Genomic DNA, 12,966 nt, shown 5'->3' on the forward strand with positions numbered 1-12,966 from the left:
CATGACGTGGACCGTTATCGCCACGGGTCTTGGCTTCGCGGTAGTGCAACTGGATGTGACGATCGTCAACGTCGCGCTGACCCGGCTGGGCGGCGCGCTGCACAGTCCGCTGGCCGGGCTGCAATGGGTCGTGGACGCGTACACGCTGGCGTTTGCGGTGCTGTTGTTGTCGGCGGGTACGCTGGCTGATCGGTTCGGGGCGCGGCGCGCCTATCTGATCGGCTTCGCGGTATTCGGTTTCGCGTCCGCAGCGTGCGGCGCGGCGACTTCCGTGACGCAATTGGTCGCTGCCCGCGCCGTGCAGGGTTTGGGCGCGGCGTTGCTGGTGCCGCCTTCACTGGCCTTGCTCAATCATGCGTGCGCCCACGACCGGAAACTGCGCGCCCGGGCAATCGCATTGTGGACGGCCGCCGGCAGCGGATCGATCGCGGTCGGCCCGGTGATCGGCGGGGTATTGCTCGAAAGCTTCGGATGGAGAAGCATTTTTCTCGCGAACCTTCCGCTGTGCGCGCTAGGCATCGGACTCACGTTGCGGTTGCCTGAAACGCTTCGAACCCGCCGTCCGCTGGATTTGCCCGGCCAGGTGCTGGCAGTCCTGGCGCTGACGAGCCTGTGCGGCGTCACGATCGAGGCGGGAGCGCTGGGCTGGGGGCATCCGCTGGTACTCGGCGGCTTCGCGTTGGCAGCGGTCAGCGGTGCGGCCTTCGTCCTGGTCGAAGGACGACTCAGGCATCCGATGCTGCCGTTGAAATTCTTCCGGCTGCCTCACTTCAGCCAGGCGGTGTTGCTCGGCGTGGCGGTGAACCTGACTTACTACGGCCTGGTGTTCGTGCTGAGTCTGTATCTGCAGCACGTGAAGCACTACAGTGCGCTGCAGGCCGGGCTGGCGTTCGTGCCGCTGACGGCTACGTCCGTGATTGCCAATCTGGTGAGCGGCTGGCTGAACAGCCGCTTCGGGGCGCGGCTTCCCATGCTGCTCGGCAGTGCGATTGGCGCGCTGGGTTACCTGCTTCTCGCGCGGCTGGATGAGAACAGCAGCTATATGTCGATGCTGACGCCGTTCCTGTTGATTCCCGGCGGCGCGGCGCTGGTGGTGCCGGCGATGACCGCGACGATCCTGGCCAGCGTCGAGCCGACGTGGTCGGGCACCGCATCGGCTGTGCTCAATGCGGCGCGCCAGGCGGCCGGTGCGATTGGCGTGGCGGTATTCGGGGCGCTGGTCGCGGGCGGTGACGATCACATCGTGCGTGGCCTGCGCGATGCGGCCGGTGCATCGGTCGTCATGCTTGTCTGCGCCGGGGTCATGGTGTGGCTGGGCATCCGGCCCGAAGACAACGCGGGCTTCTCCAGTCCAACCGGGAAGCGTGACAGAAAAATCATGTAGCTGTCGAACAGGGCATGCCGTGATCGACAACGATGGCCAACGGGATACGGGTGATGTGGCGTGACATTTACAGACTGACGCAGACGCCTGAACTGTTTCTGGAGTCCGGCAACTTGCGGCGCCTGATCGACGAAGCGGGATTCGCTTCGGTGGAGATGATGCCCCCGACGGTCGCCGGAAGCGTTGACGACCTTCGCGATTTTCTCGTCGAGAGCACGCGTCACCAGGAGGCGGCGCTTCGTTCGGCCGTTCGGGCGACGGGGCATGGCGACAATGCAAGGCAGGCCGCCCGCTGTCTCTTTGCGCACAGTGCTCCGGTTGCGTCATCGCTGGGTCGATGGCTGCAGGGCCTGAGCTGTCCGTGCGATTTCGAAGACGACCTGCAGCTCAAGGCGCTCGCTTTGCTGGCTGATGACGCTGGCGTCGGTCAGGCGGAGATGTCCAGGACGGACGGCTTCCGCCGGATCGCGCGAAGCATCGACCTGGTGAGTGCGGCCGGGCAGCCCTGCGATATCGTTGCGGATCGCAGCCTGCGGGATGGCGTCTTTCGTTTGCCCGCCATCCTGTTTGCCCTTAGCCGGCGCAGCGAGATGTTCCTGCCCGAGATTGCGGGGCTGGACTATGCGCTTCGCACGGTCGGCTTGCTTCCTGTCTGGCGCGTGCTGGCCGAATGCGTGCATGCGTCCGGGTGGGAGCGCCTTGATCTGGCCGTGCAGCAAACCGATGCGCTTCCGCGCGGCCATACGCCGACTTCTCTGTCGCGTCACATCCTGGATCGCCACGACACCAGCCCGGAGCATCATGCACGCATCAGGGATGGCATGGTTTGGGCAATCAACGCGCTCGCGGCCGATGCGGCCGATTTCGTGGCTGTCGTCAGGCTTGCCGCCGACCCGGCGCTGGCGATGGCGCGGCTGATTCAGGAGCGCGCGGGCGAGGCTGCGATCTATCACCAGGACTTCGCGCTGGAGGGCAAGTCCCTGCAGCGCTGGTTCGTCGACGCGAAAAGCGACCCACAACCGCTGGTCGACGCGCTGGCGAGAAGCCGGCTGATCTGTCGAGGCGATCCTGACCGGAGCATGTTGCTCGGTTCGCTGCTGCGGCCGGACGGCCGCATGTTTCGCATTTTCCAGCCCGAGGATCTCGACGTGATCCGGCGGTGGATCCTGTCATTGGCGGAGCCGGACGTTCGTGCCGAGCCGGGCCCGGCACGCGTGAGCGCGACGGCGCCGCCGCCGGAGCACCGGCGGCCGATCGAAGCCGGCGATCTCCAGATCGGCGCGGTGCCCGCGAATATTCGCGACGCCTACCATCTGCTCCAGGGCCGTGCGCTTGCGCCCCGTACGCGCAGTTTTGCGCTCGATTACGCGCGATTCTGGCTGTCCGTCGCCCGGCGCTCGATTGGAGCATCGGAGCGTTCGTTGCCGGAAACATGGCAACAAGGCTTGCTGAGAAGCTGGTTGCTCGATGCGCACGCGTTGCACGACGAGGCGTTTCAACGCACCGAGGAACAATCCATGCCCAGTCGCGAGGCGCTGATCGACCAGACGCTGCAGCTCGCGCCGCTGACATTGATCGACGGCGCCTGGCTTCAGGGTTTCAGCGAAGTGGCGTATGCGTCCAGCCGGGTGGGCGCGCCGCTTTTCCGAATCTATTGGGACGAGCTCGGTAATGGCGATCGGTCGATCAACCATCCGAGAATCTATCGAGACCTTCTGGTCTCGATGGGCGTCGAGCTCGCGCCTACGGGGTCGCGGGAGTTTGCATACGATCCGCGGCTGCGAAGCGAGTCGCTCAGGCTGCCGGTCTTCTGGTTGTGCCTGGGAAAACTGCCCGCCACGCTTCGGCCCGAGATCCTCGGCCTCAATCTGGCGATGGAGCTGTCCGGTGTCGGCGGGAGCTATCGATCCGCCCGCAAGGTTCTGAAGCATCACGGGTTTTCAACGCAGTTCGTCGATCTGCACAATACGATCGACAACGTTTCGACCGGTCACTCGGCATGGGCAGCCGATGCCATCGACGCCCACATGGCCGTTGCCGCTCAGTTCGTTGATCAGGATCACGAATGGGAGCGCATCCGGGCCGGATATGCGGCGCTTGCACCCGTCACGAAACGCAGTAATGAACTCGATTTCTTCAAACATCAAAAGCGTTCATGGCGCGTAAGGACAGCGCGGGAGCCGTCACATGCCTAAAGCCCATCTGGGATTGTCTGCGTTCTATCATGACAGCGCCGCGGCGCTGGTCGTGGATGGTATGCCTGTCGCCGCTGCGCAGGAGGAACGCTTCACGCGCAAACGTCACGATTCTGCGTTTCCGAGGAACGCCATACGTTATTGCCTGAGCGAGGCGGGGATGCAACTGTCCGACCTCGCATCGGTGACCTATTACGAAGAGTCGAACGTCAAGTTTCGACGAATGCTGTCGTCGTTCGGCAGTGCCGGGCCAGGCGGCTTTCCGGCGTTTTCCCGGGTCCTGCCTCAATGGCTCCAATGGAAGCGAAACGTGCTGCGCACGGTCGATCGGGAACTCGATCAACTGGGATTGGGCCGCGGACCTCGCGCTGCCGCCATTCCTCATCATCGCTCGCACGCGGCCTCGGCGTTTTTTGCGTCTCCATTCGACAATGCAGCCGTCCTCTGCATCGACGGGGTCGGCGAGTGGCACACCACGAGCATCTGGCGCGGCGCGAGCGATCGGCTGGACCTGGTCGCTTCGATTTCCTATCCCCATTCGCTTGGGTTGCTCTACTCCGCCTTTACGGAGTTCTGCGGTTTCAAGGTCGACTCCGGAGAATACAAGCTGATGGGCCTGGCTCCCTATGGAGAGCCGCGTTACGTGGATCGTATTCTCGACCATGTCGTGAGCCTGAAGGCGGATGGCTCGTTCTCGTTGAATCTTGATTATTTCGAGTTTCTGCGCGGGCACCGCATGACCGGGTTGGCGTTCGAGCGGCTGTTCGACGGTCCCGCCCGTTCGCCTGAGGCGCCGCTCACGCAACGGGAGTGCGACATCGCAGCGTCGATACAGGCCGTTACCGATCGCGCGGTGCTGGGCTTGGTGCGCGAAGCCAGGAACATCACGGGCATGCCCCATCTCTGCCTGGCAGGCGGGGTTGCGCTGAACTGCGTGGCCAACGGTGAAATCGATCGATCGGGCCTGTTTGACCGCTTATGGGTGCAGCCGGCCGCGGGCGATGCGGGGTGTGCATTGGGCGCGGCGCTGGATACCGCCATCCGGCAGGATGGCCGGCCGCCCGTGTCTGCTGATGATGCGATGAGCGGCGCTTACCTCGGACCGCAATTTTCCGATGACGAGATCGTCGGCTTTCTGAAGTCCGAAGGGCATCGGTACGAGCGGCTCGACGAAGGCGAACTGCTCGATACCGTTGCCGCCGCGCTTGAAGAAGGGAAGGTTGTCGGGTGGTTTCAGGGGCGAATGGAATTCGGCCCGCGCGCGCTCGGCGCGCGGTCCATTCTGGGCGATCCGCGCAATTCCGGAATGCAGCGCACGATGAATCTGAAGATCAAGTTCAGGGAATCGTTTCGCCCGTTCGCGCCGTCCGTTCTCCAGGACGATTCCCACACCTTTTTCGAGCTCGAGAACGAGAGTCCGTACATGCTGGTGGTCGCGCCCGTCTCGGCAGCGATTCGCGAGGGCGACACGCCCCGGCGCTCGCTCGGTTGCATCAATGACGTCAGATCCGATCTTCCGGCCATCACCCATGTCGACTTCTCGGCGCGCGTGCAAACCGTGACGGACGCGCGCAACGGCCGCTATGCCCGGCTTTTGAAGACATTCAAGGCCAGGACCGGCTGTCCGGTGCTGGTGAACACGTCGTTCAACGTTCGCGGCGAACCGATCGTGTGTACGCCACAGGAGGCTTTCCGCTGTTTCATGCGGACCGAGATCGACCTTTTGGTGCTTGGGTCATGTGTTCTATACAAATCGGAGCAGGCAGCGCTGGTTGAAACATCCGATTGGCGCGCCGAGATACCGCTCGACTGAACGATCGGGACGACACAGATATGCTCAGAGTGATGACGTTTCTTCTCTATTCGCTTGTCTTCATTCCTGTTTGGGCATGGCGGAGACTGACGGGCGGTTCGCGTTTCGGCCGCCGGTTCCATGCCCGGAATTCCACGTGGGACGTGCAGGCGTCTTCCCGAACCCGATAGGGATGTCCGTGTAGAAAAACAGGATGTCGAATCAACTGTCGATCGTAGATCCGGACCGGTGGGGAACCGTCCGGGAATCCGGTCGCATCCAATCCGGCGGAGTCATGACGCGACGAGGCCGGCGATAGCCCGTGTGGGTGTCCGTAGAAAGCAAAGAGGGTAGACGTTATGCGCGGAAGTTGCGGAAGGAGTAACGCGAGTCGCCATTTGATGCGGGTCGCGCTGCTATGGACGGGTATCGCCACCGGTCTGGCAGGGTATGGCGCTTCGGCGCGTGCCGGTACCGACGATGCGCAGCAAATCGAGCAATGCACCGGGCTTCGGCAGGCGCATATCAAGGACACGCAAGTCGAACTTGCGCAGATCGTGCCGGCCCGGAGCCGTTTCGAGAATGTCGACGGCACCGTCGCGGTGACCAGTACGCCGGTTTGCCGCATCGTGGCGACGGTCAGCACGACGCCCACGCGCAAGCTCGGCATCGAGGTCTGGCTGCCGCTCGACTGGAACGATCGTCTGCTCGGGACCGGCAAGAGCGGGTTCGGCGGTTTCATCGACTATAGCGAACTGACGTCGGCTGCCACGCGCGGGTTCGCCGCGGTCAATGGCGATACCGGCTACAAAGGGAGCGGCTCAGGCGAACCCGGCAAGCGCCTCGATTGGGCGGCAGACCCGGAAGCGCTGCGCGACTGGGCCCATATGTCGGTCCATCCGATGACCGTTGCCGCAAAGGAAATCATTCGGGCGTACTACGGCCGCAGCGCGAAGTATTCGTACTTCAGCGGCTGCGGCGGCGTCGAGGCGATGCGGGAGGTTGAAAATTTTCCGGATGATTATGACGGCGTGGATGCCAGATCGCCTGGCCTGTACTACAGCCAGTTGATGCAGAGCTTTCTTTGGGGAGCGATGCTTCCCGCACGGCAGCCCGACGCGCTGTTGACGACGGACGCGCTCGCGTTGCTCAATCGCGCGGTGTTGCAACACTGCGGTGGCGCGCATGCGCTCGCAGACGGATTTCTCGACGATCCGTCGCAATGCCGCTTCGATCCCGCCACGCTGCAGTGCAAGAGCGGCGACAGCCAGGCGAATTGCCTGAGCGCCGCGCAGGTGCAGCAGGCGAAGCGGTTGTACTCGCCGGTCCATAACGCGCTGACAGGCGAGCTGATCTACCCGGGTTTCGAGCGCGGCAGCGAACGGGGGTGGGCGGCCATCCAGAATCAACTTGCCGCCTATTACGCCCAGCCGCTGCTCGCCAGTTCGGTCTTTGGCGATGCGCGCTGGGATTGGACCACATTCGATTTCGGTGCGGACGCCACACGCGTCGATCGACGCCTTTCGCCGCTCGTCAATGCCACCAATCCCGACATTTCACGTTTCGCGGCGCGTGGCGGCAAGCTGATCATGACTCAGGGATGGGCGGATGCAATCAATGCGCCGACCCGGCCGATCGAGTATTTCAACAAGGTCGCCGAGAGGGCGGGCGGCGTGGAGGGCGCGCGGCGATCGTTTCGATTGATCATGGTGCCCGGCATGGCGCATTGCGGTCACGGACCGGGACCGACGACGTTGGGCGGATCATCGCCGCCCACGGAATACAGTCCCGATCGCGATGTCGTCAGCGCGTTGCAGGATTGGGTCGAACGCGGAAAGGCGCCGGATCGTCTCATCTCGACAAAGTATGTCAACGACAATCCGAACGAGGGCGTGAAGTTCGAGCGTGCGGTGTGTGCCTATCCGCTGCAGGCGCGCTACAAGGGCTCGGGCAGTCGTCAGCTCGCCAGCAGTTTCAGTTGCGTTGAAGCCGATGCCGAACCTGCGGGCGTGGCCAACCGCTGAGCGCCTTCACTGGGTGGAAGCCACAGCAAAAAACCCGCGAAGCGTTGAGCTGTCGCGGGTTTCTGCATGTTTCCGGAACATGCCGGAATCGTATCTGGTGCTCAGGGCGGGACTCGAACCCGCACGCCTCGCGGCGCTACCCCCTCAAGATAGTGCGTCTACCAATTCCGCCACCTGAGCAAGAGGGGACGGATTGTAACGGGTAAATGATCTTTTGTGAATACTTTGTGTCGGCGAGCTGACTGAGCGCCAACGGCGCTTGCATCGTGGAGCGGGAAGTCATTCCGGCTCTTTGAGCGGCAGGACCGGCGGGGAACCGATCGACAGCCACGGCTGCCAGGCGGGATACCACGCTCGCTGCCAGCGCTGCATGAAGTCGGCCCACAGCACAAACGACGGTGCGATCGGAAACAGGCCCGTCTGCAGCAGCCATTGCGCTGCGGCGTCGAACGACGGCGTCGCGGTGATGTGGATGGTCATGGCTTGCGCGTTCCGTTCCGGGAATTCGTGGCGCGTGATCTCGACGTCGACCGTCGGCAGGTGAGCAGTCAGTTTCGTTTGACCCATGTCCAACCTCGGGTTGATGCGGCGGCCTGCGCTTCCGTCAGCGCCGAAGCGCCGCCGCGACACGGCTCGCGGCGCCTCGACGGCAGATCGACATTCATCGCGGAATCAGCTTTTTCTCGACGTCTTCGGAACGAATGTTGTAGGCACGTGCTGAACCTGTTCGCTTCCACAATCGGGGCAGCGCGGATGAGCCGTTTGATGTTCGGCGAGATGCTCGACGCTCTCAAACGTTTTGCCGCACTTTTCGCAACGATATTGGTACGTCGGCATGGCAATCCTCCGGTAGCGATACTGCGTGCAGCTACTAGTATGGTTCGTGGAGACGCGCACTCGATATTGCAATGAACCCGCATGGATCAGATCGCGGGGCTCGACCGGGAGGACCGCGCATGGAATCCGACGACATTGGGCTCGAAACCCGGCTGGTGCGCGTGCGCGGCCTGGTGCAGGGGATCGGCTACCGGGAAGCGTGCGTGCGTCATGCGACGGGGAGGGGCGTGACCGGGTGGGTGAGGAATCGCATGGACGGATCGGTGGAGGCGATGCTGCAAGGCTCGCCGAAGCAGCTCGACGAGATGTGCGCATGGATGAGCGAGGGGATGCCCGCCGCGCTCGTCGACGGAATCGAGATAACCGAGGTGCGGCCGCCGGTTGCGCGCCTCGAAGGCTTCGATCGGTTGCCTACGCTGTGACGGGCTTGCTTTGGCCGCTTGCGCGCGGGCGGCATGCGGACCGGTTCCTTGCCGGTGGCCCGAACCACCGTGCGATGACGGCGGACACGGCGCCGGCCGTCAATCCCGACGAATCCTTCGCTTACTGAACCGCCGTCACGGGAATATTCGAAATCCGCACGAGCCGGTCGAGAACACTGCGGCGGAACAGCGACATCACGCTGTGAAGCGGATCGTGACGCGGCGCGACGACGACGATTTCATCGCAGCCGTGCTCGGCGGCCACCGCGGCGATCGTGTCGGCGACCGGGCCGACCTTCATGACGACCCGATATGCGACGCCGGCATCCTTCAGGATCCGCTCGGCCTTCGCCAGCTCGCCTTCCGAGAAATGCCGTTCGATCTCGCGGAGCCGCGACAGCGAATGGTAGGCCTCGAGCCGGGTCGATTCCAGCGGAGGCTGGACGTTGAGCAACACGATTTCCGACGCGCACCGTTCCCGGTAGAGGAAGGTCGCGTGGCGCACCGCCTGCAGCGAGCGGGACGAGTGGCCGACCGGAACCAGCAGCTTGAGCATGAGTGACGTCCGACGAATGAGATGCTTGCAGCGTAGCGCGCGGCCGGCCGGGGCGATCTAAAGAGATCGGGCGGCGACGTAAAAATGTTGTTAACACGCCCGGCGACCGTGTTCTGCTAATTAGAAATATAAGAAATTTAAGTTTATGCGCATAAACGTTTTCATCGGCCCCGGCGCCCGTGCCGCGGCGATTCAGTCGAAACCGCAATGAATCCGCACGGAAAATATCGGAAGTCGCCGGTGCGGCGTCGCGTAGAGTAGAGCGTCGGCGGCGCGACGCATCCGGCCCCGCCGTCCACGCCGCCCGCCATCCGTGTTTCTTTTCCAGGAGACCTCGCATGCCGCACGGCGCCCCGTCGCTTCTCGCTCCCGCCTCCATTCCCGTCGATCCGATCGTGCGCCTGTCCGCGAGCGCGCTCGCGTCGGCGATCCGCCGCAAGGACGTGTCGTGCGTCGAGACGATGAACGCGTACCTCGACCACATCGGGCGCGTGAACGGCGCGGTCAACGCGATCGTCGCGCTGCGCGACCGGGACGCGCTCGTCGCCGAGGCCGCGCAGAAGGATGCGGCGCTCGCGCGCGGCGAGCATCACGGCTGGCTGCACGGGATCCCGCAGGCGCCGAAGGATCTCGCGATGACGAAGGGCATCGCGACGACGTTCGGTTCGCCGATCTTCCGCAACAACGTGCCGCAGGCCGATTCCGTCGGCGTCGCGCGGATGCGCGCGGCCGGCGCGATCTTCATCGGCAAGACCAACACGCCGGAATTCGGTCTCGGCTCGCATACGTTCAACGACGTCTACGGCGCGACGCGCAATCCGTATGACCTGACGAAGAGCGCCGGCGGCAGCAGCGGCGGCACGGCGGCCGCGCTCGCAGCGCGGATGCTGCCGGTCGCGGACGGCAGCGATTTCGGCGGCTCGCTGCGCAATCCGGCGGCGTTCTGCAACATCTACGGCTTCCGGCCGTCGCAGGGCCGCGTGCCGCGCTGGCCGGGCGTCGACGTGTTCGTGCAGCAGCTCGGCATCGAAGGGCCGATGGGGCGCACCGTCGGCGACGTCGCGAACCTGCTCGCGATCCAGGCCGGCTACGACCCGCGCGATCCGCTGTCGCTCGCGGAGGATCCGGCCGTGTTCGCGCAGCCGCTCGACGCGGACCTGCGCGGCAAGCGCGTCGCGTGGGTCGGCGACTGGAACGGCTATCTGGCGACCGAGCCGGGCGTGCTCGCGCAGTGCGAGACGGGGCTCGCGACGCTGCGCGAGATCGGCTGCGACGTCGACGCCGCGCTGCCGGCGTTCGCGCCGGAACGGCTCTGGCGGATCTGGCTCGCGCACCGGCACTTCCTGTCCGGCGGCGGGCTGCTCGCGCACTACCGCGATCCGGCGCGGCGCGCGCTGCTGAAGCCGGAGGCGATCTACGAGGTCGAGGGCTTGCTCGCGCTGCCGGGGCAGGCGATCTTCGACGCGAGCGTCGAGCGCACCGCGTGGCACCAGACGCTGCTCGGCTTCTTCGAGCGCTACGACTTCATCGCCGCGCCGACCGCGCAGGTGTTCCCGTTCGACGTGGACGCGCGCTGGCCGCAGCAGATCGCGGGCCGCGCGATGGACACCTATCACCGCTGGATGGAAACGGTCATGCCGTGGACGCTCGCGGGCTGCCCGGTGATCAGCGTGCCGGTCGGCTTCAACGCGGCCGGGCTGCCGATGGGGATGCAGCTGATCGGCCGGCCGCGCGCGGACCTGGCGGTGCTGCAGCTCGCGCGCGGCTACGAGCAGGCGGCCGACTGGGTCGGCCTGCGGCAGCCGGGCTGGATGGCCGCGTAAGCGGCGATCGGGCGCAAGGGGGCGCGCCGATCGCCGGGTATTGCTGCGCAAAAAGAGCGAATGCCGAAGCAGTCTTGATATCGCGCGGCGGATGCGCGCGAATGCGCACGCCCGTCACCGTCCGACACCCTATGGCGGCGGAATTTCAAGCGGCCGGCGCCCGCGATTTCGTATCGATGTGTATCAATCGTTGCGGCGTCGCGTTGCGGGCTTCGAAAATATCCGCCTCATCATTCCGGCACGGGAGAACAGGACATGAACAGGATTCGCGCGACGGGCAAGCGTCTGGCGTGGGCGGGCGCCGTTTGCGGCGCGCTGCTGAGCGGCGCCGCGCACGCGCAGCTCGACCTTCAATCGCTGGGCGCATCGCTGCTCGGCGGCGGGCAGCAGCAGGCGGCGCCGGCGCAGGGCGCGATCGGGCAACTGCTGCAGGCGTATGTCGGCGCGAATCAGCAGGTGCTGGCGGGACAGTCGTCGCTCGCGTCGGCGATGGGGCTCGCCGGCGCGGCAGGCCAGGCGCAGCAGGCGGCGAGCCTGCTGGGCAGCGGCGGCAACGTGCTGACGCCGGCCGCGCTGTCGCAGATGGGCGGCGCGCAGCAATCGGTGTCGCAGGCGCTGGGCCAGGCGTTCGCGACCGGCGGCGCCGCGCACGGCCCGGTCGACAAGCAGGCGTTCAGCAACGGCCTCGCGTCGCTCGGCCAGGGCCTCACGCAGTATTCGCAACTGCAGTCGGGGCTCGGCAGCCTCGGCTCGACGAACCCGGCCGCGCTGCTGCAGGCGGGCCTGAATCCGCAGAACGCGCAGGTCGCGTCGTATATCGCGCAAAGCGCACCCGGCCAGCTGCAGTCGCTCGCGGCGACGCTGAGCCAGGCGGTCCAGTTCGCGACGAGCCAGGGCATCTCGGTGCCGTCGGTCGCGTCGTCGGCGCTGAAGCTGCTGCCGTAACGCCGTCGCCCGCCCGGGTGCAGGGTCGTCGCTTACGATGACCTTGCACTGCATGGGGATTTCAGCCGGTGCTATCGTGTGGCGTCCTTGCTCACGGTGCCGGCTCATGACTGATTCGTTCGACCTCTCACGCTATTTCGCCCGCATCGGCTACGACGGCCCCGTCGCGCCGACCCTCGACGTGCTGCGCCGCCTTCACCTGCTGCATCCGCAGGCGATTCCGTTCGAAAACCTCAATCCGCTGACGGGCGCGCGCGTCGGGCTCGACCTGCCGTCCGTCGTCGCGAAGCTCGTCGAGCGGCGGCGCGGCGGCTACTGTTTCGAGATGAACAAGCTGTTCCACACCGCGCTCACGCAGATCGGCTTTCGCGTGACGCCGCTGATCGCGCGCGTGCTCTGGATGCGTGCGCCCGAGGACGTCACCGCACAGACGCACATGCTGCTGCGCGTCGATCTCGACGACGCTGTCTGGTTCGCGGACATCGGCTTCGGCACGGCGACGCTGACCGCCCCGCTGCGTCATCTGCCGGGCGAGCGCCAGCTGACGCCGCACGGCGCGTTCCGCGTGATCGATGCGCCGGTCGCGGGCGAGCTCGACATGCAATGCGAGACGCCGGACGGCTGGCAGACGACCTACCGGTTTTCGCTGAAGCGGGCCGAATGGATCGATTACGAGGTCGCGAGCTGGTTCACGTCGACGTATCCCGATTCGCTGTTCGTCAACGACCTGATCGCGTGCCGCGTGCTGCCCGACGGGCGCGCATCGATGCTGAACGCCGCGTTCACGCAGCGCGACGCGACGGGGGCGGTGAAGACCACGGTCACCTTCGACGACGCGGCGGCGTGGGGCGCGTGCCTGCGCGACACGATCGGGATCGACACGACGGGCTTCGATCTCGATGCACTGTTCGCGCACGCGGCGGCGCGCAGCGCGGCGTCGGGCGTGCGCGGTCCGGTGACGAACGGGCGGGCTGTCGAGCGCTGATTT

The 12,966-nt window shown here is 65.4% G+C and carries 11 protein-coding genes and 1 tRNA gene; 8 read left to right on the plus strand and 4 right to left on the minus strand.

Annotated elements, in window-relative coordinates; all coding sequences use genetic code 11:
- The first annotated feature begins 1 nt into the window (after window position 1).
- The 4 genes from ACFIMZ_RS24815 to ACFIMZ_RS24830 all read left to right on the plus strand — a co-directional run bounded on the left by ACFIMZ_RS24815 (window position 2) and on the right by ACFIMZ_RS24830 (window position 7,395).
- Window positions 2-1,384: an MFS transporter gene (locus ACFIMZ_RS24815; protein WP_431824932.1), complete on the plus strand. Its 1,383-nt coding sequence runs from the start codon at window positions 2-4 to the stop codon at window positions 1,382-1,384.
- Between the two features lie 53 nt (window positions 1,385-1,437).
- Complete coding sequence (locus ACFIMZ_RS24820; RefSeq protein WP_431824933.1) at window positions 1,438-3,579, plus strand: iron-containing redox enzyme family protein; 2,142 nt, start codon at window positions 1,438-1,440, stop codon at window positions 3,577-3,579.
- Entirely contained in the window at window positions 3,572-5,392 is a 1,821-nt protein-coding gene (locus tag ACFIMZ_RS24825) for a carbamoyltransferase family protein (RefSeq protein ID WP_431824934.1), read from the plus strand. Before ACFIMZ_RS24820 ends, ACFIMZ_RS24825 begins: the two co-directional genes overlap by 8 nt.
- Window positions 5,393-5,772: 380 nt before the next feature.
- A complete protein-coding gene (locus tag ACFIMZ_RS24830) occupies window positions 5,773-7,395 on the plus strand; it encodes a tannase/feruloyl esterase family alpha/beta hydrolase (RefSeq protein ID WP_431824935.1) in 1,623 nt (540 codons plus the stop codon).
- A gap of 95 nt (window positions 7,396-7,490) precedes the next feature.
- On the opposite strand, the gene ACFIMZ_RS24835 is transcribed toward ACFIMZ_RS24830, so the two are convergent.
- The 3 genes from ACFIMZ_RS24835 to ACFIMZ_RS24845 all read right to left on the minus strand — a co-directional run bounded on the left by ACFIMZ_RS24835 (window position 7,491) and on the right by ACFIMZ_RS24845 (window position 8,232).
- Window positions 7,491-7,575: transfer RNA gene (locus ACFIMZ_RS24835), tRNA-Leu, on the minus strand.
- Between the two features lie 99 nt (window positions 7,576-7,674).
- A complete protein-coding gene (locus ACFIMZ_RS24840) occupies window positions 7,675-7,962 on the minus strand; it encodes a hypothetical protein (RefSeq protein ID WP_431824936.1) in 288 nt (95 codons plus the stop codon).
- 105 nt (window positions 7,963-8,067) lie between these two features.
- Entirely contained in the window at window positions 8,068-8,232 is a 165-nt protein-coding gene (locus tag ACFIMZ_RS24845) for an FmdB family zinc ribbon protein (RefSeq protein ID WP_084908968.1), read from the minus strand.
- Window positions 8,233-8,351: 119 nt separating this feature from the next.
- Here ACFIMZ_RS24845 and ACFIMZ_RS24850 point away from each other — a divergent pair, with 119 nt between their 5' ends.
- Entirely contained in the window at window positions 8,352-8,654 is a 303-nt protein-coding gene (locus ACFIMZ_RS24850) for an acylphosphatase (RefSeq protein WP_431824937.1), read from the plus strand.
- A 121-nt stretch (window positions 8,655-8,775) separates the two neighbouring features.
- On the opposite strand, the gene ACFIMZ_RS24855 is transcribed toward ACFIMZ_RS24850, so the two are convergent.
- On the minus strand, window positions 8,776-9,210 hold the full coding sequence (locus ACFIMZ_RS24855; protein ID WP_431824938.1) for a universal stress protein: 435 nt from the start codon (window positions 9,208-9,210) through the stop codon (window positions 8,776-8,778).
- Between the two features lie 338 nt (window positions 9,211-9,548).
- On the opposite strand from ACFIMZ_RS24855, the gene ACFIMZ_RS24860 reads away from it, so the two are divergent.
- From ACFIMZ_RS24860 to ACFIMZ_RS24870, 3 genes are all read left to right on the plus strand, one after another.
- On the plus strand, window positions 9,549-11,033 hold the full coding sequence (locus ACFIMZ_RS24860) for an amidase (RefSeq protein WP_431824939.1): 1,485 nt from the start codon (window positions 9,549-9,551) through the stop codon (window positions 11,031-11,033).
- 255 nt (window positions 11,034-11,288) lie between these two features.
- On the plus strand, window positions 11,289-11,978 hold the full coding sequence (locus ACFIMZ_RS24865; RefSeq protein WP_431824940.1) for a hypothetical protein: 690 nt from the start codon (window positions 11,289-11,291) through the stop codon (window positions 11,976-11,978).
- A gap of 106 nt (window positions 11,979-12,084) precedes the next feature.
- Window positions 12,085-12,963, plus strand: a complete 879-nt coding sequence (locus tag ACFIMZ_RS24870) for an arylamine N-acetyltransferase family protein (protein ID WP_431824941.1) — start codon at window positions 12,085-12,087, stop codon at window positions 12,961-12,963.
- Window positions 12,964-12,966 lie beyond the last annotated feature (3 nt).

Origin of the sequence: Burkholderia sp. F1 (genome assembly GCF_050813845.1) — a bacterium.
Lineage (GTDB): Bacteria > Pseudomonadota > Gammaproteobacteria > Burkholderiales > Burkholderiaceae > Burkholderia > Burkholderia ubonensis.